The following is a 22,947-nucleotide window of genomic DNA, read 5'->3' as shown; positions in this document are numbered from 1 at the left end:
TACGTCAATCAAAAATATTGCTGTCCCGTACCAGTTCCACGCATTTACGCATGAGTGAGGGTAGCGCCACATCCCCACCATCCACATAATGAATGACCCCATCCGCCCCTACCAGACTGTTGGGAAAAGCGGGCACGCGCGCCGCATAGACATCCACCAGCAATGTGAAATGGGTAAAGACGTGCTTCACCTGCCCGACCGGTTGCCAGCAGGCGCGTAGCCGGGGTGCGGTGGGCGCATGGTCCAGCGCCTCCGCCTGCGGCCACACCGCATCGCGCCAGTGCGGGCCGGGCAGGCCCATCATGCCACCCAGCAGCCCCTTTTCGGGCCGCCGGACCAGCAGGATACCCCCTGCCGCATCCACCATGCCGAAATGCACGCCATGGCGCACCGGCCGCGCCACCTTTGGCGCGCGGCGGGGCAGGCTGGCCGCGATTCCCTGCCGGTTTCCCGTGCAGGATTCCCGCCACGGACACAAAACGCAGGCGGGCGTACGCGGCGTGCAGATCCCGGCCCCCAGGTCAAACAGGGCCTGCGCGAAATCGGATGGCCGGGCGACGGCCTGCCGGTCCGTATTCAGTGTCATCGCCTGCCGGGCAATGGCCTTGCGCGATCCGGGCAATGGGTCAGTCATGGCGAACAGCCGCGCCGTCACGCGTTCCACATTGCCATCCACGGGCACGACCGGGCGGCCAAAGGCGATGGCGGCGATGGCAGCGGCGGTATAGGCCCCGATTCCCGGCAGTTCCAGCAACCCCGCCACCGTATCGGGAAAGTGACCACCGTTTTCCGCCACCACGCGTGCGCAGGCATGCAGGTTGCGCGCGCGGGCGTAATAGCCAAGACCTGCCCACAACGCCATGACCCGATCCTGCGGGGCGCGGGCCAGTGCCGTTACATCGGGGAAGGCGTCCAGAAAACGCTCGAAATAGGGTATGACCGCCGTAACCGTGGTCTGCTGCAGCATGATCTCGCTCAGCCACACGCGATAGGGATCTGCACTCTGGCCCGGCAGGGCGCGCCATGGCAGAGTGCGGCGGTGCCGGTCATACCAGCGTAACAGAGCGGCAGCAGAAGGTAACACGGACCCGTTTATGACGAACCCGCCGACCCGCAGCAAGCGAAACAATGATGCAGCCCCCTCCGAACCACCCCGACGGGCCATGCGTACACGCAGCATGGCGGCCCTGCTGCCGCATATCAGCCGTCCCGTGTTTCGCAAGCAGTCTCCCGCCGCCGTGCAGGTCATGACGGACTGGCCCGATATTGTCGGCCCCCATCTGGCAGGCATGACCGTGCCGCGCCGCCTGAGTGCCGGGACCCTGACCGTTGCCTGCCGGGGGCCGGTGGCGATGGAACTGCAGCACCTTGCCCCCACCGTCATCGCACGCATCAACACCACCTGTGGGCAGGGCGTGGTCAAGCGACTGAAGATGGTGCAGGATCTGACCGCCGCCCCACGTGCCTCTACTGCCGCGCCCCGCCGCCCGCCACCGCCACCCGTGCAGATTGACGACATGCCCGACGGGCCGCTGAAGGACGCGCTGTCCCGGCTGGGTGGCTGGCTGAATGCCGGTCGTGACCGGTAGGGAGGTCTGGAAAAATCTGCCTTCGAAGCGCTCCTGAAAATTATAAGAAAATGTTTGGTGAAGCTTTTTTCAAAAAGCTTCAAAGAACGTCATCTTGAAAAAAAGAGAGCACCAAAAAAACTTTTATTTTTATTTATCAATAATTTATTTTCATACGGGTACCAATCATGGTCCGTCACATAACGATATGGACACAGGACTGGATATCCGGTGGACATATGCCAATATCAGCGGATACGAGATCAGGAAAAGGAACCACCCGAGATGCGTAAGTTGGCCCTGTTGCTGGCCGTGTCCATGGGACTGGTCGGTGTTCTGCCCGCCCCTGCCGCCTATGCGTGGCGTGGCGGCGGTTGGGGTGGTGGCTGGCATCGTGGCTGGGGCTGGGGCGGATTCGGCCTTGGCATTGCCACGGGCACGGCGCTGGGTGTCGCGATGTCGCCTTACCGCTACCGGCCGTATGGCTATGGTTATCCCTACCCGGCCTATGCCTATCCGCCACCGCCCTATCCGGTTTATGCGTACCCGCCTCCGCCACCTCCCCCGCCACCGTATTACGGGTATTACCGTTAGGCGCGGGCAGCCTGCACAAAACGGCGGATCAGCTCGGACGACTTGACGCCGGGGGAGGATTCCACGCCGGATGAGACATCAACGGCACGCGCCCCGCTCTGCCGTATGGCGCGCTGGATGTTATCGGGGTTCAGCCCACCCGCCAGCAGCCACGGCACCGGGGCCTGCCATCCATCCGTTAGCGTCCAGTCAAAGGCATGAGCATTGCCGCCGGGACGGTCCGACCCGGCGGGCGCGCGGGATTCAATCACCAGCCCATCCACGGCGCAGGTTTCAGGCAGATCCTGCGTGCTGGCAATCCCGACAGCCCCCCATACCGGCAGGCCAAACCGCCTGCGGATAACATCCGTGCGGTCCGCATCATCATAAATCTGCAACCCGTCCAGCGGCACATTGTCCAGCACGCGGCGAATGTCATCATCAGTCGGGCGGACAAACAGGCCAATCCGCTCGGGTCCACCAGTCGCCATGTCGCGTGCCAGCACGCCCGCGGCCTGTGCCGTAATATTCCGCGGCGAACGGCTGAAAAATACGAACCCGACCCAGTCTGCCCCGGCCTGCGTTGCGGCATCCAGTCCCACATGGTCACGAATGCCACAGATCTTGACCCTGACCGGCATGGCGCGCGTTCCCCTGCCCGGTTTCAGGACGACAGTTCGGCGGCAATCGCCGCCGCCGCCGCTGCCGGATCAGGCGCGCGGGTGATGGGGCGACCTACCACGATCCAGTCAGCTCCCGCCGCGCGGGCCTGTGCCGGGGTCATGACACGCTTCTGGTCCCCCAGTGCGCTACCAGCAGGACGGATTCCCGGCACAACCAGTACCGGCCCATCGCCCAGCGCCTGACGCAGGGGGATGATTTCGTGCGAGGAGCATACCAGTCCATCCGCCCCCGACTCCATGGCCAGCCTGCCCAGACGGACAACCTGTTCTTCCACGCTGCCGGGCACGCCCACTTCATGCAGGCCCTGCGTATCCATGCTGGTCAGCACTGTCACGGCCAGCAGCAGCGGGCGGCTACCGGGCGGAAAGGTTTCATCCACAGCCTTGCGCGCGGCTGCAATCATGGCGCGACCGCCGCTGGCATGGATGGTCAGCATGGCGGGCCGCAGAACGGCAAGGCTACCGATGGCGGACGCCACGGTATTGGGAATGTCATGCAGCTTCAGGTCGAGGAACAGCGGACTGCCGCCCGCAGCCGCCCGCACGGCATCCAGCCCGCGGGCATAGGTGAACTCCAGTCCCAGCTTGACCGCGCCAGCGTGGCCTGCCGCCTGCTCGCGCCAGCACGCGGCCTGTGCCGTATCCTTGGTATCGAGGGCAACAATCAGGCGGGTGGACCGTCCAGGCATTGGCGGTGCTCCATGGTCAGGCATGCAGGTAATGATGGGGTTCGGAAACGAAGGGATCAGGCGCCCGGTGGCTTTTCCGCCGTGATTGCGGGCGGCGTCACCACGGCGGGTTCCGTCGCGACGGGACTTGCCGCAGCCGTTGCCTGTTCCGCTTCATACGCCTTCACCATCGGGGAATTGGCCGGGGCGGATGTCAGGCCGGGGGCACGGGGGGTACCGGTATCATTTTCCGGCAGGCGGGCGCGCAGGGCGCGCACTTCCTGTTCGGCGCGACGGGCGCGGCGCATCTGGCGCAGGACCACAATCCACACGCTGGCAGACCCCGTGGCGTACAGCAGGGCAGCGACCAGCAACGCCAGCACGCCGGGCGATGACGTCCATTTCCATTGCAGCCATGACAGTTCCACCGGCGCCTGATTACAGGCCGCGAAAATGATCAGCGCCACGATCACGGGCAGGGTAATGAAAAGACGTATCATGATCCTTGTTCCCTACCGCCAAGAACAGGGGGCTGCAAGAAAATCAATTCATCCGGCGTGAAGCTTGATTGCACGCAACAGGCATGGTTGCCTGCGGGTAACAGGCCATGACACGCAACAGGCCACCGGGACAGGGGCAAAACAATGGGCAAGGTTGTTGTTTTCCGGACCACGGCACGACGTGATGAATCCTGGGCGGTGGTTGCCCGCACCGGGGGCAACACGCGAATCGCCAGCATCTATCCCACACGCGCCAGTGCCGAAGCGGACTGTGAATGGCGCAGCCAGCAGGTGGCCGCCTACCGCAATTTCCTGGAACGCAATGAAATCGCGGCGCCACATTACAGCATCCGCCCCTATCGCCGCGCGGACCTGCCACGTGCATGGCGTCCCCTGCCCGCACTGGGCTTCCTGCATGGCGGGTGCTGACCATCCATCAGTCGTGGAAACCAGGGCAGTTTCGCGCATCTGCTTAAGAAACTGCTTGAGAAAGTCAGTTCATGACAGCACCGAAAAATTAAAAGAAGTTTTTCCCAAAAAGCTTCAGGGAACGCCTCCTTTTTAAAACAGGACAGCATCCCAAAATTTTGTTATTTTTTATCAACAGGTTATTTTAAAAACGGTTTTTTACCGCTTGATGCAGTCCTGCATGGCGTTCCCCGATCAGGACGGATACCATGAATGGTCAGAGGGGAAGCTATCGGGCATGCTACCTGCTGGATTCCACCATTCTGCCATGGAACACGTTTTGCCGGGGCGACGGAACGCGCTCATATCCGTTGCCATGTAAAACGCAGCGCTTGTCGTAATCCACGATAATGGAATTCCCGATCCGGTAGGTAATAAACGGGCCATGTTCCCGACTGCCGTTGATGGCACAATGCTGCAGGTCGGCCTGCTGCGCTTTCCACATCGACTTTCCCCTGTCGGGCATATCGCCCGTTGAAAGGACATTGGCGGGCAGGCCATGAGTCAGCATGATGTCGTGCATCATCCATGGCGCAGGCAGAGGCGGAACGTAAGACACAAGAACGATATCCGTAAGAATCTCGTATTTGCGCAGGATATACAGGGCCAGAGGCGCGACTGGTTCATCCCCACGCGTACCCCACCAGAAAGATGCGCCTTCCGGCCGGCCTGCCTCACGTGCCAGCTGAACCGCATCATCGACCATGGATTGCGCCATCTGGTCGCGAAAACGCGACTGCGCCGAAAGGGCATTCGCATAGGCTGCCGACAGGGTGATTTCAGACCACAGCCCATAGCCTGCAAGAATGCATGCAAGACAGGTTGCACGCCACCTGAAGGAAGGCGCCACACCAAGCAGGAAGGTAATGAAACACGCGGCCGCTGAACCAAACCCGATCATGACCCGATGGGAATGGATGGGACAGCCAAGCAGGAGCAGTATGCCCGGAATGCAGAAAGGCAGGGCCACAAGGCAGAATGCCATAAGGCCACCGGCTGCGGGTGTCAGGCTGCCCGTGCACAGCATACGCACGGCACGGAATACAAGTGTAATACAGCCCGATACGATGATGACCGAAAAAATGATACTCTGCGGGCCTTTGATCAGGGCCGGAGCAATCGTCTGGAAAAAGCCTGGAATATTTCCAAAAATCTGGCTGATGGAATGAACGGTTTGTTTATGTGCATCCGCATAATCGTCCCCGCCGGGCAGTATTAATGTTTCCAGTTTATATATCAACAGGGCCAGGGAGAGAGTAATGGCGTTTGCGATAAGCATATTTGCAACCTGTCCGGCTTTTTTCTTTTCAAGCAAAGACAGGATGGCGGTCAGGCAGCACAGGCACAAATATACATTCAAGGCAGGCTGATATAAATTCAGGCACGAAAAAAGCGCCAGCAACTGCCACGGCATCAGGGATTTCCGGCTATGTTCCGGCAGGAAAAACGGAAGTGCGAATGGCATGATGGCGCAGGCAACGGCACATTCCATAATCATGCCATCAAATCTGTAAGAGATATTTTCAAGAAAAAATGGATTACATACGATAAAAGACAGGCATATTATAGAAGATATCCTGTTATATCCCCACCTTATGCTAAACGCTGCAAGTGCCGCTGCAATAAATGGCAGGCCAATGATCTGTGGCAGGGGCGCGTAATCTATCGTTGCGAATCTTCCCATAAACAGCAGCAGCAACTGCCCCAATACCCGACCGTCACGTTCCCAATGTATGTTGCTGAGTGCATGCAGCGTATCATCCGCATAATAGACGTTGGCATGAATTATGGGATAGGTGAATAAAATAAACACCAGGAAAAACAGCATCGCACGCGTGTAGAATTCCTGCCTGCACAGAAAAAATGAAGATATGGCAGTGTTTCGTGGGGTTTCTTTGGAAATAAACATGACACGGTCTCAATATTCACGGAAGAAGGGGCAGGCGGATTTATAGAAATAAATTTATGCCATTAATCAACAGATATTCATGAAAATATACAAATTTATACTTTTAGTTTCCATCAGGAACAATTAAAACCTTATCTTGATTACGTAACTTGGATAGATTATTTATTTTTGCCTTCAAGTCACAATTTTTAAATTATACTTTATGTATTTTCAATATACTGCCCTACAATACAGACCATGGCGATTGGCCAGTCCTTTGCCGTCTTCGCGTTTCCCGTTCCATTGATCGCCGGAAGCAGGAGACTGTTTGAAAAACCTGCCTGTGAGGATGAAGCTTTTTTGAAAAGCTTCAGGGATCGCCACTTTATCTGAAAAAAGGCAGCACTTAAAAAGTTTTATTTATCAATATATTATTCCCAAACAAGCACGACTGTTCATGCCTCTGCCCGGCCTCCGTCCCGTGCTGCCATGACCCGCGCACATTGTCAGGCAGCCCTGATACGGAGATATGTTGCTTTTGCCCCCATAACAGGCAAAATCGCACCCCGTCCCATTCGGGCTGCCTGACGCGTGCTGCAAAAATGGAAAGTTCATGACTGATTTACCCGCATCCCTCGCACCTGTGCTGGAACAGGCGGACCGCACGCTTGATGACGCCCTTGCGCGGCTGTTCGCGTTCCTGCGTATTCCCAGCATATCCACCCAGCCTGAACACGCGGCGGATTGCAGGCAGGCGGCGCAGTGGCTGCACGGTGAACTCGACCGTCTCGGCTTTGACGTGACACTGCACGAAACCCCCGGCCACCCCATTCTGGTGGCACATGACCGCACACCACCCGCAGGCCCGCATGTGCTGTTCTATGGCCATTACGACGTGCAGCCCGTTGATCCGCTGGAACTGTGGGCCAGCGACCCGTTCGAACCCGCGCTGGTGACAGGACAGGACGGGCGCAGGCAGATCACCGCACGCGGCGCGTCGGATGACAAGGGTCAGGTCATGACCTTTATCGAGGCCCTGCGCGCCATCCGCGCCACGGCAGGGCAGATGCCGGTGCGTATCTCGCTCCTGATCGAAGGCGAGGAAGAATGCGGCGGCCCCAGCCTGCTGCCTTTCATGGAAGCACACCGGGAAGAACTGCGTGCCGATGTCGGGCTGATCTGCGATACCGCCATGCTGCCCGGCGTGCCCGCCATCACCACCACGCTGCGCGGCATGGTAGGAGAGGAAATCCACCTGCGCTGTGCAAGCCGCGACCTGCATTCGGGCATTTACGGCAATGCCGCGCGCAACCCGGCGGAAGTGCTGTGCCAGGTCCTGTCTTCCATCCGCGATGACGCTACAGGCCGCGTTACCCTGCCCGGTTTCTATATGGGCGTGCAGGACCCGCCGGAAGCACTGCGCGCGCGCTGGCGTGAAATCGCCCCGGATGACGCAGCCTTCCTTGGCGATGTCGGGCTGTCGCAGCCTGCCGGGGAAAAGGGGTACACCGCCATCGAGCAGACATGGTGCCGCCCCAGTTTCGAGATCAACGGCATTTCCAGCGGCTACACCGGCGAAGGGTTCAAGACCGTGCTGCCGGGTGACGCCATGGCAAAGGTGTCGTTCCGGCTGGTGGCAGGACAGGACCCGGTGCGTATCCGCCAGACCTTCTGCGCCCATGTGCGTGACCGGTTACCGCCGGACTGCACTGTCACCTTCACGCCCTGTGGCGGATCGGTCGCCAGTGTCGTGCCCGATGACACCTTTGGCCTGCAGCCCACGCTGGGGGCGCTGGGAGCGGAATGGGGCACACCTGCCGTCACCATCGGCTGTGGCGGGTCGATCCCGGTGGCCGCCGACATGCAGCGTATCCTGGGCATGTCCGCCCTGCTGGTGGGCTTCGCGCTGGATGACGACCGTGTGCATTCACCCAACGAAAAATATGACCTGACGTCCTTCCATAAGGGCATCCGGTCATGGATCCGCATCCTGCACGCCATGGGCACGACTGATGCCTGATGTCAGCCTGCCCCTTGCCCTGACCATGGGGGACCCGGCGGGAATCGGGCCGGAAATCACAGCAGGTGCATGGCGGGCCATGCGGCAGGACGCGACACCGTTCGCGGTGCTGGGTGATGCGGGGCTGATCGGACGGCATGATGTGCCGGTTCGCGAAATCACCACCATTGCGCAGGCGGGTGATGTCTTCGCCCATGCCGTGCCGGTACTGCCGGTCGGGCTGCAGGCGCCTGTCCATGCAGGCCGGCCGGACAGTACCAATGCCCCCGCCATCACCACCTCCATCGCGCGCGCGGTGGAACTGGCCCGCAATGGACAGGCCGCAGGCGTGGTGACCAACCCGATCAGCAAGATCGTGCTGAAAAAAGCAGGTTTCCCCTATCCCGGCCATACCGAATACCTTGCGGCCCTGTGCAAAGTGTCGGGGCGCGAGGTGATGATGCTGGCCTGCCCGGAACTGCGGGTCGTGCCCATTACCATCCATGTCAGCCTGCGCCGCGCACTGGATGAACTGGATACCAGTGTCATCATCGCCGCCACCCGCACCACCCATGCGGCCCTACAGCGTGACTTCGGCATTGCGGCACCGCGCATTGCCATTGCCGGGCTGAACCCCCATGCGGGCGAGGACGGCAGCATGGGCACGGAAGAACAGACCATCATTGCCCCCGCCATCGCCACCCTGCGCGCCGATGGCATGGATATCAGCGGGCCATGGCCGCCCGACACCATGTTCACCCCTGCCGCGCGGGCACGCTATGACGTGGCGATGTGCATGTACCATGACCAGGCGCTGATCCCGCTCAAGACCATCGACATGACGCAGGGGGTCAACACCACGCTGGGGCTACCCATCATCCGCACATCGCCCGATCACGGCACAGCCTTCGACATTGCGGGACGGGGCGTGGCCGATCCGTCCAGCCTTGTCGCAGCACTGCGCATGGCCATGCAGATGGCCGAACACAGGAACAGGTCATGATTACATCCCTTCCCGCGCCCATCCGGCTGGGTGTCAATATCGATCATATCGCCACCGTACGGAACGCACGGGGTGGTGCACATCCCGACCCGGTGAAGGGGGCGCTGCTGGCGCAGGCGTCAGGCGCCGACGGCATTACCGCCCACCTGCGCGAGGACCGTCGTCATATCCGCGATGCCGACCTTGAACGTCTGCGCGCGGACCTGTCGGTCCCGCTGAACATGGAAATGGCCGCGACGGAGGAAATGACCGCTATCGCCATCCGCCTGCGCCCGCATGCGTGCTGCCTGGTGCCCGAACGGCGGCAGGAAGTCACGACCGAAGGCGGGCTGGATGTGCGTGGGCAGACCGAAAGCCTTGCCCCCCGCATTGCCCGCATGCGGGATGCGGGGATTCGTGTCTCGCTGTTCATTGACCCGGATGCCGCACAGATCGAGGCCGCGGCGAAGCTGGGGGCAGCCGTGGTGGAACTGCATACGGGTGCGTATGCCGACGCCATGGATGCGACAGCGCGCGCGGTGGAACTGGGCCGCCTGACGGCAGGCGCGGAACACGCCGCGCGATGCGGGCTGGAAGTCCATGCGGGCCATGGGCTGACCTATGACAACGTGCCTCCGATTGCCGCGCTGCCACAGGTCATGGAACTGAATATCGGGCATTTCCTGATCGGGCAGGCAATTTTTGATGGGCTGCCTGCCGTAATCCGCCACATGAAGGATGTGATCGCCGCCGCACGAAAGTAAAAGACGTTTTTGGTGAAGCTTTTGAAAAAGCTTCAGGAAACGCCGCCTTTCGTGAAAAAGGCGGCACCCAAAAGCCTTTATTTATTAACCTCCTGTGCCGCCCACGGTCAGGCCGGTCATTTTCAGGGTCGGCTGGCCCACGCCCACCGGCACGCCCTGCCCGGACTTGCCACAGGTGCCGATACCGGGGTCAAGGGCGGGTTCGCCCCCAATCATGGTCACCTTGGTCATGGCGTCCGCACCATTGCCGATCAGGGTAGCACCGCGCACGGGGGTGGTGATCTTCCCGTCCTCGATCATGTAGGCTTCGGATGCGGCAAACACGAATTTGCCCGATGTGATGTCGACCTGCCCACCACCGAAATTGACCGCATACAGCCCGCGCTTCGTGCTGCGGATCATGTCATCGGTCGTGGCGTCACCCCCCAGCATGATGGTGTTGGTCATGCGCGGCATGGGCGCATGGGCATAGGACTGCCGCCGCCCGTTACCCGTGGGGGCGACCCCCATAAGGCGGGCGTTGAGGCGGTCCTGCAGATAGCCGGTCAGGATGCCGTCCTCGATCATTACGGTGCGGCCGGTGGGCGTGCCTTCATCATCAATGGTCAGGCTGCCCCGGCGTTCGGGCAGGGTGCCATCATCCACCACCGTCACGCCGGGGGCCGCCACCCGCTTGCCCATAAGACCCGCGAAGGCGGACGTGCCCTTGCGATTGAAATCGCCTTCCAGTCCATGGCCCACCGCTTCATGCAGCAGGATACCGGGCCAGCCGGCCCCCAGCACCACTTCCATTTCCCCCGCAGGTGCGGGGCGGGCATCAAGATTGACCAGCGCCATGCGCAGGGCCTCGTCCACCGCACCCTGCCACACCTGCGGCGACAGCAGGCGGGTATAGGAATAGCGGCCACCCAGACCGTGGCCACCACTTTCACGCCGCCCGTCCTGTTCCACCACCACCGATACGTTCATGCGCACCAGCGGACGGATATCGGCCATGCGCTGCCCATCGGGGCGGACGATCTGGACCGCCTGCCATTCAGCGGAAATGGACGCCATGACCTGTACCACGCGCGGGTCGCGCGCGCGGGCATAGGCATCGAGTTCCGACAGCATGGCCGCGCGCGCGGCAAAGGCCCCTTCTTCCAGCGGGTTGATGTCGGGGTACAGACGGTGATTGGTCGAACGCGGGCCTATGGCCAGTGTGCCCGAACGGCCCGCCCTGATCTGGCTGACGGTTTCCCCGGCCCGGCGGATCGCACTTTCACTTATGTCATCGGAATGGGCGAAACCGGTTTCCGCCTCCAGCACGGCGCGCAGGCCGAATCCGGACGAGGTATCGAAGGTGGCGGACCGGATCACCCCTTCATCCAGCGAAATCCCCTCGCTTTCACGATATTCCAGAAAAAGCTCGCCATCATCCATTCCCTCCAGCGCGTGGCGCACCAGGCGTTCGGCATCGGGGCGGCCAAGGCGCGCGCCCGCCCGTTCGAAAAACAGGGCATCGGTTGCAGCCAGCGGGGAAAGACCCTGAAGGGATAAGGGCATGAAACGGTGACTCCGGTTGGCGGAACAGGAATGAAAAGACATGAACGCTCGGGCCGCGCGGGCCGGGAGGGCAGGCAGCATAACCGGTTTTGCCCACTGGGGAAAAGCTGGTCTCTCTTCATGACAGGTACCATGCGTGAAAATGAACTTCCCTCCATCTGGACGGTTTCCCTTTGTGGTAGGGACGCAAGGCAGGGCATTGTGCAAAGATCAGGTTTTCATTGTTTGGAGAAATGGCGTCTCGTGAAAGTTTCCCTCCTGTGCGGTTCTAGTCTGTCCCGGTCCGCGCCCCGCCAGGCCGGGCTGTTGCTGGCCAGTCTTCTTTACGCGGGGATACCCGCCCTGGCCCAGACAGCGCCGACCACATCACAGGTGGCCCCCACGCCGTCGTCTCCCGCTGCTGTCCCCTCCTCGCCCCCCACGGGCACGGATGGGACAACAGCCGCCCCGGCTTCCACTGCGACTGCCACCGGCATATCAGCACAGCCGCAGGGACAGGCGGACCAGACCTATTCCGTACCAACACCTGAACCCCTGTCGGGAAGCGGAAACATGCTGCCACCCGCCCACGCCACGACACCGGATGCCGCGACACGGTCCCCGTCCGCACAGGCAGGCACAGGTGACGCATCCCCGGCACCCGTCGCCCCCGGCGGAGACAGCAAGGCCCCGGTCGGCCCGACGGACGCGGCCCCCGCCACGCAGGCATCCCCCCCACCCGCCGCGCCCGATGGCGTGACAATGCCTGCTGGCGACAGCACGCCTGCCCCCGCGGCAACCCCTCCGGCCCCTGCGGGCATGCCAGCGGCGGGCAGTTCAGATCACGCCGACACCGCGCCATCCAGCCCGGGTACGAATCCGGTCCAGACCGTACACAAGGATGGTCCGGCTTCCAGCGGCAGCAGTCCCGTACCGCCAGCCGATGCCCTGCTGTCTGATGCGGCCGCACCGGCCGCGCTGGTGCAGGACCTGCGTCCTCCTTCGATCGTGCTGGACGGGCTGTTCCAGGCGATTGGCGAAGCCCATATCTATACTGACGCCAAGACAGCTGCTGACGCCGTGCCGGACGAATCCCCGGCGGACCTTATGGCGGAATACAACGTTGCCAAGCTGCGGCCTGATTTCTCGCTCAAGGATTTCGTGGCGCGGCATTTCACCCTGCCCGAACGCAAGACGGTTTCCTACCAGCGCAGTCCTGATGAAAACGTGCGCGACTACATCAATGGCATGTGGGAAGTCCTCAGCCGCCCGCCCGATATCCAGGTGGCGTATTCATCACAGCTTCCCCTGCCCTATACCTATGTCGTGCCCGGTGGGCGTTTCAGTGAACTGTATTACTGGGACAGCTATTTCACGATGATCGGGCTGTACGAAAACCAGAAGATCGACCTCATGCGCGACATGGTGCGCGACATGGCGTCAATGATCGACCGGTACGGCCATATCCCCAATGGCAGCCGCACCTATTACCTCAGCCGGTCGCAGGTGCCGTTCTTCTCGCTGATGGTGGACCTGCTGGCCATGCATGATGGTCAGGTGGCCTACACCACCTTCCTGCCCGAACTGCAGGCGGAATACGATTACTGGATGGACGGGCAGGATTCCGTCCCGCCCGGCGGTGCGTACCGCCATGTGGTGCGCCTGCCCGATGGCACGATCATGAACCGTCACTGGGATGACATGGATACCCCGCGTGATGAAAGCTATCCGCAGGATATCGCCACCGCCGCCCATTCCGACCGCCCGAAGGAAGAGGTCTATCGCGACCTGCGCGCCGGTTCTGAAACAGGATGGGATTTCTCGTCACGCTGGCTGGCAGACGGACATACCCTGTCCACCATCCACACCACCGACCTGCTGACGGTCGAACTGAACTGCATGATCCCGCATCTGGAACAGACGCTGGCCCATGCCTATGAGCTGAAGGGCAACAAGGACGCGGCTGCCCGCTACAACCGTCTGGCGCAGGAGCGCATCGACGCGGTGCAGCGTATCCTGTGGGATGAACGCCGCGCTGCCTTCATCGACTATGACTGGAAGAAGGGGGAATCGACCTCCATCCTGTCAGGGGCCACCGTCGTCCCCCTGTTCATGCAGATGGCAACACCCGAGCAGGCCAAGGCCGTATCCGAAACCGTGCGTAAAAATCTGCTCAAGATTGGTGGTCTGATCGCCACCGAACGCAGCGGCAGCGGGCAGCAGTGGGATTCCCCCAACGGATGGGCGCCACTGCAATGGATGGCGGTCAAGGGGCTGAACCAGTACGGATATGACGCGCTGGCCAGCGATATCGCCGCCCGCTGGATGGGCCGTGTGATCGGCACGTATGAAAAATCCGGCGTGCTGCTGGAAAAATATGACGTGGTCAATCCGTTCATCAGCCCCAAGGGCGGCAAGGGTGGCGGCGAATACCCTATGCAGATCGGGTTTGGCTGGACCAACGGCACGCTGCTGGGGCTTATGAACCGCTATCCGCAGAACACCCGTGTCGTGCTTGACCGCAACCCGGCAGCGGACCAGCCATCACCACAGCCCCTGCCCCCCATGAATGCCTATGGCGTGCAGAGCGACGATGATGCGCTGAGCCGTTACAGCCAGCCCACCGTAACCCTGACCCCACGCCCCGTGGCCCCGACCCCCGCCCTGCCGCAGATATCAACCGTGGGGGCCAGCGCGCCATCTTCAGCCACACAGATCCCGCCCACCACTGCACCTGCACCTGCACCTGCACCTGCACCTGCACCTGCACCTGCACCTGCACCTGCACCTGCACCTGCACCGCAGACTGTGGCAAATCCGCCAGCCATGGCAACCCCGCCTGCCACCCCGGCTTCATCGCCCGCAGCCCCCGGCACGGACCAGCATGCGGATACGCCCGCGCCTGCCAGCACGCCGGACAAAGCGGCGACCACGCCACAGGGCGCGGCACCAACGCCTGCACCAGAATCGGATGCGCCTGCTACGCCCGATACACCCACCGCGCAGCAGCCTGCTACAACCACGACACAGGCAACCCCCGCTGCCGAGGCACCAACGCAACAGGCCCACCCGGCCCCGACAGCCACGGCATCCCCAGCGGCCCATCCGGAAACGGGACAGGCAGCCCCCAAGCCGTCAGACCATGACAGCGCCTTGCCGCCATCATAAAAAAAGAGGGAAGGCTTCTGCCTTCCCTCTTTTTTTGCCTGCCGGGTGAAGAAGCAGATGTTGTGCCTTTTCCATCAGATGACAGGAACGGTGAGTGTATCTGATGAAAATTCCTGGGTGCCGCCTTTAAAAAAAAGCTTCACCAAAAAACTTCCTTATAAATTTGCAGGCCGCAGGTGAGCCGATCATGTCCGGTGCAACCGTCCCTGTCATGTCGGGATCAGGAAGAAGCCTTCACCCCGGTCAGCTTTTTTTTCAGCATATGATACGAAATCATCTGGGCAAACTGGATCAGCACCTTCCTGTCCATTTTGCTTTCGCCTTCATGCCGTGAACGGAAAACAAAAGGTAATTCAATCACCTTGGGTACCGCCTGCTGTGCCATCAGCAGATCCAGCAGGATCTTGAACCCGATACCTGACAGATGCGGCAGGGATCTGACAACCAGATCGCGCCTGACAGCAAAAAAGCCGCTCATCGGGTCGCGCACCCGCACGGACAGGAAGCACTGTGCAATGCGTATCCCGGCATTGGACAGGAACAGTCGCCACGAATTGGCCAGACCGCTATTGTCGCCACCTTCCACATGACGACTGCCGACCGCGATATCATAACCCTGCAGTTCGATGGCATTGACCATCTGTTCCAGCAGTCTTTCATCATGCTGCAGGTCCCCGTCCATCACCGCCACCACGGGGGCGGATGAAGACAGGATCCCCTCGATCACGGCAGATGACAGGCCACGCCGCCCTACACGCAGGATACCGCGCACACGGCTGTCCACCTGCGCCAGACGCCATACTTCGTCTATGGTGCCGTCGGGCGAACTGTCATCAACGAAGATCAGTTCCCAGCTATGGTGAGTTACAGCTTTTTCCACTGCGTGGAACAGGGGCTCGACATTTCCGCGCTCATTATAGCACGGGATGATGATGCTCAGTACCGGCCCCGGCCGGACCCTGCACCCGGTGTGCGTGTCCTGCTGCAATGAGGCGGAAGAAACGTGCATGATCAATCAAGGTCCCCGGGGTTCACATACCAGACGGACATACGACCAGAGATATAGCCAACCAGATCGTGATCCATTGGGAAGTTGGGGATAAAGGATTTCCCGCGCTGCCGCAACATGACGGAAAGGACACCGCAAAACGGAAACAAGCCGGTTATCCGAAAATAACCGGCTTGCAAAACTGGTCGGAGTGAGAGGATTCGAACCTCCGGCCCCTGCGTCCCGAACACAGTGCTCTACCAGGCTGAGCTACACTCCGTTGCAGGCGGCTATACAGGCCCGCTGCATTTAAGGCAAGGGGTATAGATGAAAGATTTACAGCGTGCTGACCCTGTCACGTGCATCCGCCTGCACCGACAGGGTCGCCAATGCTGTCATCAGCGTTGCGACATCGGGCACCACCTCGAACAGGTTCCGTGCCGAGGGGGAGGCAAACCCATCCGCGATACAGCCATCCACCAGGGCCAGCAGTGAATCGGCCCAGCCCGCAACGTTGACGATATAAATCGGCTTGTCATGCTGGCGCAGCTGCCGCCATGTCATGATCTCGATCGTCTCGTCAAAGGTGCCAAGCCCACCGGGCATCACCACGAAGGCGTCGGACTGGGCGAACATCCGTGCCTTGCGGTCATGCATGCTGTCAGTCACGGTCAGGTCCGTCACACCTTCATGCATGATCTCACGCGAATGCAGGAAGGCGGGGATGATTCCGGTCACCGCCCCGCCCGCTGCCAGGACCGCATCGGCCACGGTGCCCATCAGGCCGACATGGCCCCCGCCATAGACCAGCCTGACCCCGGCCTGCCCCAGCGCCGTACCCAGCGCCCGCGACTGCGCCGCGTATTCCGGCCGGGAGCCGAAACGCGATCCACAAAAAACGGCAACGGATGAAATCTGCATCTATCCAGCTCAGCTCCCACAGGACTCTATCGGCCCGCTACGCGATTCAGCGTGGCAGGAATTTCAACATCATGGTTACACCCACACCCGCCAGCGTAAACAGGGCGGATACAAGAAACAGCGCACCATATCCCATCGTCTGGATCACCAGCCCCAGCAGGGGGCCGGACAGGCCCACGGCAATATCCAGAAACACGGAAAAGGCCCCGAGTGCCGCCCCCCGGTTTTCCGGGCCCACACGCGCCACCGCCAGCACGCCCATGGCCGGAAACACGAGAGAGAACCCCGCCCCAGTCAGCGCGGCCCCCAACGCCGCCCCCCCGACCGAGGAACACTGCCACAGCACGCACAGTCCCAGCGTTTCCACCAGCAGCGAGACAAATGTAACAACCAGCCCGCCGCGACGGTCGATCTGCCGGGCAAACAGGAACCGCATCATCACGAACGAGAGGCCGAATCCGGTCAGCGCGGTTGCCGCCCCGCTCCAGTTGTTATGGGCGTAGAACAGCGCAAGGCAGGCCGAAATCGTCCCGAATCCAACAGACCCACAGGCCAGCACCATTCCATGGGGCAGCACACGCCTGAAGACGGCATGAAACGGCATGGGCGGCGCCTTGCTGGGCACGGGCGGCACAGGGGCGTACTGCCGCGCCAGCACGAAACCGAACAGGGTCAGCCCCGCTGACAGCAGCCCCACCACCGTCAATCCGCCATATGGCAGCGGCAGTCCCGACAGGATCTGCCCGATGGGCGCGCCGAGGGCGATGCCGCCATACGACGTCACGCCATTCCACGATATGACCTGCGCCGTGCGGGCCGCGCCGACACGTCCGATGTTCCACATGATGGCGCCGGTAGCCGTCCAGCTTTCCCCGATCCCCAGCAGGATGCGGCTTGCGATCAGGAGGACAACGGACAGGGCCGCGAAATGCAGCAACACCCCCGACAGCATGAGCGCCGCCCCCGACAGGGTACACACCGCAAGGCCAACCACCACCGTGGGCTTCGCCCCCCGCCGGTCAGCCTGCCGCCCGGCCCCGGCGCGGGAGGCGAAGGTGGCAAGGTACTGCACGGATACCGCCAGCCCGGCCAGGACAGTGTTATACCCCAATACCTGATGCACAAAGACCGGGATGACCGCCATCGGCAGGCCAATATCGATGTAACACAGGAGGTTGAACAGCACGACGGGCAATATCCGCCGTGTAGGAGACCCCGATGCAGCCTGCGGCCCGGTCATGATACGCATAAACTCCGTAATGAAAAACAAGCGCCCCGATCAAACGCGGATACCAGCAATACCGTCCGCTTCACAAAATCACTGTGGAGCAAAAGCACCATAGGGCTTATGGAAAAACCTGAAAAAACCAACCCATGGCCATTCGTTCCCGCACGACTGCCCTGTGCGGGATGCATGCACCCGTGACCTGGAAGGATTCAAGACATCATGACGCAGTCCCCCAAACCGGACGCTGGTGGCTATACAACCGTTTCCACCCGCACCGCCTATGAAAATCCATGGACCCGAGTACGCGAGGACATCATCATCCGCCCCGGCGGCAAACAGGGACTGTATGGCGTGGTGGAACGGGGGGATTTTGTCGTGGTCCTGCCGCTATGGGATGGCCCGGACGGTCCCCGCGTTACACTGATCCGCCAGTACCGCTATCCCATCGGCAAACGGATGTGGGAACTGCCCATGGGCATGTGGGAACACCGCCCCGACGCCACGCCTGAAGACGTGGCGCGTGGCGAGCTGCGGGAAGAAACCGGCCTGATCGCCGGAGAGATGCGCGATGCCGGCCTGATGTACCAGGGCGCGGGTTACACCACCCAGAAAGGCCGGGCCTACCTTGCCACCGGATTACAGCAGGGTCCGCACCAGCGTGAGGAGACGGAGGAGGACATTACAACCCACATCGTCACGCTGAAGGAAATGGAAGCAATGATCGTGGACGGACGGATCACCTGCATGGTCACGATCGCGGCATTCGGCCTGATCCGTACGCGCGGCTGGATCTGACCGGGCCGGGACGCCGCCTGTTTTCAAACAGTTTTTAACGGCGGAGCGGCGTCAGGTAACGTTCCAGATTGACGCGCAGCGGCATGAGATAGGTATTGCCACCTTCCTGCGCCACCGCATCCATCATCTGGCGCGCGAATGCGATGTTGGCGTCCAGTGTCGGCTCGAAATCATGGGGAAAGATGACGTGGTTCGTCGTTTCCCAGTACGAACGCGATCTGGGGCCAACCACGGGGGAAATACCCCAGAACACATTTTCCCCATGCAGCCAGTTCATGCACAGGTCCAGCATGCGCATGTCAAAAATGGGCTGGGTGAAGAACCCTGCCGCGCCCGCTTCCTTCTTGCGCACGATGGATTCCATTTCCTTGTACGGCGCACGGCGGTACGGATCGAACGCGGCATAGACCGTAAGATGCGGGGCCTCACGCCGGTAGCGGGCAATCACGCTCTCGCTGGTGTTGGGATAGGTGCGGTGCTTCAGGTCCGTCGGCGGGTCGCCCTTGACCACCAGCACCTCATGCAGTCCCGGGTCATCGGCACCCGGCAGAGGCGCATTGGGCGCAATGTCGATGGCGCGGATATGGGGGATAACACGGGGGAAAATCGGGCGGATCAGGGCAGCCGCCTCCCAGCTGCGCATGGGAAAACGCAGCAGGTCGGGAATGTTGATCATCTGCGCATCGGGAAACAGCCTGCTGACATCCCCCGCATCACGCAGCAGCGTTTCTTGGTCGCGCGGAATCAGTTCAACGGACGTCAGCGTCATGTATTTTCTCCAGAACGCGCCTTGCCCTCCACAAGCATGCGGGCCGCATCAAGGGTGTTGCGCAGCAGGCAGGCGATCGTCATGGGGCCAACCCCGCCAGGAACGGGCGTAATCAGGCCCGCGCGCCGGACCGCTTCATCAAACTTCACATCGCCCACCAGTCGTGTCTTGCCATTGGGCAACGTAACACGGGAAATGCCGACATCGATCACCGTGGCCCCCGGCTTGATCCAGTCGCCACGCACCAGTTCACGCACGCCCGTCGCCACCACCACGATATCCGCCTGCCGGGCAAGGGACGCGGTATCGCGCGTATCAATATGGGCCACGGTTACGGTGCAGCCTTCACGCAGCAGCAGTTCCGCCATGGGGCGGCCGACAAGGTTGGATGCCCCGATCACCAGCGCATCCTTGCCACGCATGTCGCCCACATAATGGCGCAGCAGTAGCAGGCAGCCCAGCGGCGTACAGGGTATGATACCCGGCAGCCCAAGCGCCAGCCGCCCGGCATTGACCACGCCCAGACCGTCCACGTCCTTTTCGGGAATGATCGCGTTGGTCACCGCAACCGGGTCCAGCCCATTGGGCAGCGGCAGCTGCACGAGGATGCCATGGATTTCGGGATCAACATTCAGCCGTTCGATCAGACCCAGCAGTTCCTTCTGCGATGTCGTGGCGGGCAGCATGTGCATGAACGACCGCATACCCGCGCGATGGGTCTGCAGCGCCTTGTTACGCACATAGACCTCGCTGGCGGGATCATTGCCCACCAGCACCACCGCAAGACCGGGGGTGATGTGGTGCCGGTCATAGAAGGCGCTGACATCGGTCGCGATATCCTGCGTCATGCGGGCCGCGAAGCCCTTGCCGTCAATCAGGCGCGCGGCAGGAGGTTCCTGCGTATCGGATACTGCTGGACCGGTCATCATCCCTCCGGAAACGAACATGGCGATGCCAGCAGATAAGGCAAGAAACCATGGCGCGACAATCATCACCTGCCGTTTTTTCTGGCCCATACGGTAAAAAAACGGCTTTTTCGCTTTTTGCACACGAAAAAGGCCGGGGCAGTACTGCCCCGGCCTGTGCCACGCTCCAATGATGGAGAATGATGTTACTGGTCGTCTTCGTCGGTGCTGGTCGTGTCGGAATCATCGCTGTTGGGGCTGACGGCCACAAAAACGCTCTGCCCGTTGCGCACGACCCGCAGCAGGACGGAATGATTGGCCTGCAGGGCCTGACGGATGGCGGAAACCGTGGCGCGCGGGTTTTCCACCGGTACCTCGCCCACGGACTGGATGACGTCACCCGCATGGATCCCGGCCTGTTCGGCAGCGGAACCGGCCTGCACGTCACTGACCACCACGCCGCGCACGTTTTCCTCCAGCCCGAGCTGCTGGCGCAGGTCGGGTGTCAGGGGCGCCAGCGTCACACCCAGCTTCGGCCCCTTGTCCGCGTCATGGGATGTATCGCCAACCGTGCCATCGGCCGTGCCTCCCTTGCCCAGGCTGGAAATCAGGACACTGGCGGTCTGCGGTTTGTTGTTGCGCAGATAGGCAATCGTCGCTTTGGTGCCGGGCACGATGCCTGCCACCTTGACCGCAAGCGTATGCGGCGTGTCGATGGCCTGGCCATTCAGGGCAGTAACGACATCCCCCGCCTTCAGCCCCGCCTTCTCCGCAGGACTACCCGAACTGACGCTGGCCACCAGCGCACCAGTCGCCGGCGCGCCGGAAGGCGACGGCTTCATGCCCAGCGCACTGGCCATGGACGGCGTGATCGCCTGCGCCGTAACGCCAAGGTAACCACGGGTGACATGACCGGTCTTTTCAAGCTGGTCGACGATGTTCTTCACGGTATCGGACGGAATGGCGAACCCGATCCCGATCGACCCGCCAGAAGGCGACAGGATGGCGGTGTTTACGCCCACGACCTTGCCATCCTGCGTGAACAGCGGGCCGCCGGAGTTGCCCCGGTTGATCGGGGCATCGACCTGAATGAAAGAATCATACGGACCATCACCGATGTCACGGCCACGGGCCGAGACGATACCCGCCGTCACCGTACCGCCAAGGCCATAGGGGTTGCCCACGGCAACAACCCATTCGCCCGGTTCGACCTTGTCCGAATCCCCCAGTTCGATGAAACGCAGCTTGCCCGACGGCGAGACCTTGAGCAGTGCGATATCCGTCTTGGAATCACGCCCAACGATCTTGGCGGGCAGCGCCGTGCCGTCATCAAGTGTTACGGTAACCTTGGTCGCACCCTTCACCACATGGTTGTTGGTGACGACATACCCGTCGGGTGAGATGACAAAGCCCGAACCACGGGCCTCAACCGTATGATGGGCCTGCTGCGGCATCATCTGGAAGGGGAAGGGAAACGGGAAACCGCCGGGCATGCCACCCTGCCCGCCATCCTCACCCGTATCCGCGTCCTTGATCCGCGCCGTGATGGATACGACGGCGGGTTTGACCTGTTTGACCAGGTTGACGAAATTCGGCAGCTGCTGGATCTGGGTGTCAGGGTGGATCACCCCGCTGTCTTCCGCCCGCGCAAGGGGTGCCGAGAGCAGGCATCCCCCCATTACGGTGCTGGCCACAAGTGCCGCCAGCATCCGGCTATGGCGCCGACGGGGGGAAAGGGTGTTCGACCGCAATACGTCTGACATGGCATCCCTGAACATGGTTGTCCTGCTGAAATCTCGAAACGACGGACGGGACCGACCGCCGGGGCTTACAGTCCCATTGACCGCATTGTGCCGCAAGACAGCCAACCCGTGTTATACCGTTGCATGACAAATAGGTTAGGCACGCAGGCGCTGGAAAAAATCCCGTAGCAGCCGCCCGGCCTCACGTTCGCGCACGCCGCCCACGGTTTCGGGGCGGTGCAGGCAGCGTGGCTGCGCGAACAGGCGCGGGCCGTGCTCGACACCACCGCCCTTCGGGTCATAGGCCCCGAATACGATCTTTCCCACCCGGAAATGCGTGGCCGCGGCCGCGCACATCGGACACGGTTCCAGCGTGACATACAGCGTGCAGTCCGCCAGACGCTGTCCGGCACGCTGCACGCCAGCTGTCCGCATCACCTGCATTTCCGCATGGGCGGACGGATCGCTCCATTCCTCCACCCGGTTGCCCGCGCGCGCCAGCAGCTGCCCGTCCGGCCCGGACAGGGCGGCCCCCACCGGGACCTCCCCGCGGTCTGCGGCGGCACAGGCTTCTTCCATCGCGATATCCATGAAATACGCCGACAGGGGGCGTGAACGTATCATGCGCATACGATAGCAATCCCCCTTGTCCGCAAGATCAGCCGCCCCTGTTGCACGGCATATCCACGATCACCCATTTTTTTGTGGATTGGCACAACTACAGCCTGACACTATCGTTTCACACATGTGACAGTCGGGGAAGGCCCCCCTCTGGCATCATGGCAGACCGCAACAGGCCGATCCCGTCCCGGAT

The 22,947-nt window shown here is 61.6% G+C and carries 21 protein-coding genes and 1 tRNA gene; 8 read left to right on the top strand and 14 right to left on the bottom strand.

What is annotated here, in order from left to right; all coding sequences use genetic code 11:
- Positions 1 to 4 precede the first annotated feature (4 nt).
- Positions 5 to 1,165 (bottom strand): A/G-specific adenine glycosylase, encoded by a 1,161-nt coding sequence (gene mutY, locus ACE2AA_RS12115; RefSeq protein WP_141261802.1) that lies wholly within the window; start codon positions 1,163 to 1,165, stop codon positions 5 to 7.
- Here mutY and ACE2AA_RS12110 point away from each other — a divergent pair.
- Both ACE2AA_RS12110 and ACE2AA_RS12105 read left to right on the top strand, forming a co-directional pair.
- On the top strand, positions 1,164 to 1,589 hold the full coding sequence (locus tag ACE2AA_RS12110) for a DUF721 domain-containing protein (protein WP_141261670.1): 426 nt from the start codon (positions 1,164 to 1,166) through the stop codon (positions 1,587 to 1,589). The two genes, mutY and ACE2AA_RS12110, sit on opposite strands and share 2 nt — an antisense overlap.
- Positions 1,590 to 1,853: 264 nt before the next feature.
- A complete protein-coding gene (locus ACE2AA_RS12105; RefSeq protein WP_141261669.1) occupies positions 1,854 to 2,162 on the top strand; it encodes a hypothetical protein in 309 nt (102 codons plus the stop codon).
- Here ACE2AA_RS12105 and ACE2AA_RS12100 read toward each other — a convergent pair.
- From ACE2AA_RS12100 to ACE2AA_RS12090, 3 genes are read right to left on the bottom strand one after another with little or no spacing between them, the layout of a single operon-like run.
- Complete coding sequence (locus ACE2AA_RS12100; RefSeq protein ID WP_395369947.1) at positions 2,159 to 2,782, bottom strand: N-(5'-phosphoribosyl)anthranilate isomerase; 624 nt, start codon at positions 2,780 to 2,782, stop codon at positions 2,159 to 2,161. The genes ACE2AA_RS12105 and ACE2AA_RS12100 overlap by 4 nt on opposite strands.
- Positions 2,783 to 2,805: 23 nt before the next feature.
- Positions 2,806 to 3,513: an orotidine-5'-phosphate decarboxylase gene (gene pyrF / locus ACE2AA_RS12095; protein WP_395369945.1), complete on the bottom strand. Its 708-nt coding sequence runs from the start codon at positions 3,511 to 3,513 to the stop codon at positions 2,806 to 2,808.
- A gap of 56 nt (positions 3,514 to 3,569) precedes the next feature.
- A complete protein-coding gene (locus tag ACE2AA_RS12090; RefSeq protein WP_141261666.1) occupies positions 3,570 to 3,992 on the bottom strand; it encodes a LapA family protein in 423 nt (140 codons plus the stop codon).
- Positions 3,993 to 4,136: 144 nt separating this feature from the next.
- Between ACE2AA_RS12090 and ACE2AA_RS12085 the strand changes: the two genes are divergently transcribed.
- A complete protein-coding gene (locus ACE2AA_RS12085; RefSeq protein ID WP_141261665.1) occupies positions 4,137 to 4,421 on the top strand; it encodes a hypothetical protein in 285 nt (94 codons plus the stop codon).
- A 280-nt stretch (positions 4,422 to 4,701) separates the two neighbouring features.
- Here ACE2AA_RS12085 and ACE2AA_RS12080 read toward each other — a convergent pair whose 3' ends face one another.
- Positions 4,702 to 6,288: a glucosyltransferase domain-containing protein gene (locus tag ACE2AA_RS12080; RefSeq protein WP_395369943.1), complete on the bottom strand. Its 1,587-nt coding sequence runs from the start codon at positions 6,286 to 6,288 to the stop codon at positions 4,702 to 4,704.
- Between the two features lie 673 nt (positions 6,289 to 6,961).
- On the opposite strand from ACE2AA_RS12080, the gene ACE2AA_RS12075 reads away from it, so the two are divergent.
- The 3 genes from ACE2AA_RS12075 to ACE2AA_RS12065 are packed head-to-tail and all read left to right on the top strand — an operon-like array spanning position 6,962 to position 10,093.
- Positions 6,962 to 8,368, top strand: coding sequence for a M20/M25/M40 family metallo-hydrolase (locus ACE2AA_RS12075; protein WP_141261574.1), 1,407 nt, complete (start codon positions 6,962 to 6,964; stop codon positions 8,366 to 8,368).
- Positions 8,361 to 9,350, top strand: a complete 990-nt coding sequence (gene pdxA, locus ACE2AA_RS12070; RefSeq protein WP_395369941.1) for a 4-hydroxythreonine-4-phosphate dehydrogenase PdxA — start codon at positions 8,361 to 8,363, stop codon at positions 9,348 to 9,350. Before ACE2AA_RS12075 ends, pdxA begins: the two co-directional genes overlap by 8 nt.
- Complete coding sequence (locus tag ACE2AA_RS12065) at positions 9,347 to 10,093, top strand: pyridoxine 5'-phosphate synthase (protein ID WP_141301738.1); 747 nt, start codon at positions 9,347 to 9,349, stop codon at positions 10,091 to 10,093. Before pdxA ends, ACE2AA_RS12065 begins: the two co-directional genes overlap by 4 nt.
- A gap of 84 nt (positions 10,094 to 10,177) precedes the next feature.
- Here ACE2AA_RS12065 and tldD read toward each other — a convergent pair whose 3' ends face one another.
- A complete protein-coding gene (gene tldD / locus ACE2AA_RS12060) occupies positions 10,178 to 11,638 on the bottom strand; it encodes a metalloprotease TldD (protein ID WP_141261571.1) in 1,461 nt (486 codons plus the stop codon).
- A 741-nt stretch (positions 11,639 to 12,379) separates the two neighbouring features.
- On the opposite strand from tldD, the gene treF reads away from it, so the two are divergent.
- Complete coding sequence (gene treF, locus ACE2AA_RS12055) at positions 12,380 to 14,785, top strand: alpha,alpha-trehalase TreF (protein ID WP_395372205.1); 2,406 nt, start codon at positions 12,380 to 12,382, stop codon at positions 14,783 to 14,785.
- A 220-nt stretch (positions 14,786 to 15,005) separates the two neighbouring features.
- Here the strand turns inward: treF and ACE2AA_RS12050 are convergent, their stop codons facing one another.
- The 4 genes from ACE2AA_RS12050 to ACE2AA_RS12035 all read right to left on the bottom strand — a co-directional run bounded on the left by ACE2AA_RS12050 (position 15,006) and on the right by ACE2AA_RS12035 (position 17,943).
- Positions 15,006 to 15,794: a polyprenol monophosphomannose synthase gene (locus tag ACE2AA_RS12050; protein WP_141261570.1), complete on the bottom strand. Its 789-nt coding sequence runs from the start codon at positions 15,792 to 15,794 to the stop codon at positions 15,006 to 15,008.
- A 182-nt stretch (positions 15,795 to 15,976) separates the two neighbouring features.
- Positions 15,977 to 16,053 (bottom strand) — tRNA-Pro (locus tag ACE2AA_RS12045).
- Between the two features lie 56 nt (positions 16,054 to 16,109).
- Entirely contained in the window at positions 16,110 to 16,694 is a 585-nt protein-coding gene (locus tag ACE2AA_RS12040; RefSeq protein ID WP_395369938.1) for a TIGR00730 family Rossman fold protein, read from the bottom strand.
- 46 nt (positions 16,695 to 16,740) lie between these two features.
- Positions 16,741 to 17,943: an MFS transporter gene (locus ACE2AA_RS12035; protein ID WP_395369936.1), complete on the bottom strand. Its 1,203-nt coding sequence runs from the start codon at positions 17,941 to 17,943 to the stop codon at positions 16,741 to 16,743.
- Between the two features lie 198 nt (positions 17,944 to 18,141).
- Between ACE2AA_RS12035 and ACE2AA_RS12030 the strand changes: the two genes are divergently transcribed.
- Positions 18,142 to 18,717 carry an NUDIX hydrolase gene (locus ACE2AA_RS12030; RefSeq protein ID WP_141261567.1) on the top strand — a complete coding sequence of 192 codons (576 nt, stop codon included), beginning with the start codon at positions 18,142 to 18,144 and terminating at the stop codon, positions 18,715 to 18,717.
- 34 nt (positions 18,718 to 18,751) lie between these two features.
- Here the strand turns inward: ACE2AA_RS12030 and ACE2AA_RS12025 are convergent, their stop codons facing one another.
- The 4 genes from ACE2AA_RS12025 to ACE2AA_RS12010 all read right to left on the bottom strand — a co-directional run bounded on the left by ACE2AA_RS12025 (position 18,752) and on the right by ACE2AA_RS12010 (position 22,763).
- Complete coding sequence (locus ACE2AA_RS12025; protein ID WP_395369933.1) at positions 18,752 to 19,486, bottom strand: methylenetetrahydrofolate reductase; 735 nt, start codon at positions 19,484 to 19,486, stop codon at positions 18,752 to 18,754.
- A complete protein-coding gene (folD, locus tag ACE2AA_RS12020; protein WP_395369932.1) occupies positions 19,483 to 20,412 on the bottom strand; it encodes a bifunctional methylenetetrahydrofolate dehydrogenase/methenyltetrahydrofolate cyclohydrolase FolD in 930 nt (309 codons plus the stop codon). The genes ACE2AA_RS12025 and folD overlap by 4 nt, the downstream gene beginning before the upstream one ends.
- Positions 20,413 to 20,597: 185 nt before the next feature.
- Positions 20,598 to 22,169 (bottom strand): trypsin-like peptidase domain-containing protein, encoded by a 1,572-nt coding sequence (locus ACE2AA_RS12015; protein ID WP_141261565.1) that lies wholly within the window; start codon positions 22,167 to 22,169, stop codon positions 20,598 to 20,600.
- A 120-nt stretch (positions 22,170 to 22,289) separates the two neighbouring features.
- Positions 22,290 to 22,763 carry a nucleoside deaminase gene (locus tag ACE2AA_RS12010; protein ID WP_395369931.1) on the bottom strand — a complete coding sequence of 158 codons (474 nt, stop codon included), beginning with the start codon at positions 22,761 to 22,763 and terminating at the stop codon, positions 22,290 to 22,292.
- Positions 22,764 to 22,947: the final 184 nt, after the last annotated feature.

Origin of the sequence: Komagataeibacter diospyri (assembly GCF_043995075.1) — a bacterium.
Taxonomy (GTDB): Bacteria; Pseudomonadota; Alphaproteobacteria; order Acetobacterales; family Acetobacteraceae; genus Komagataeibacter; species Komagataeibacter diospyri.
This window is presented reverse-complemented; position numbering and strand designations above follow the sequence as displayed.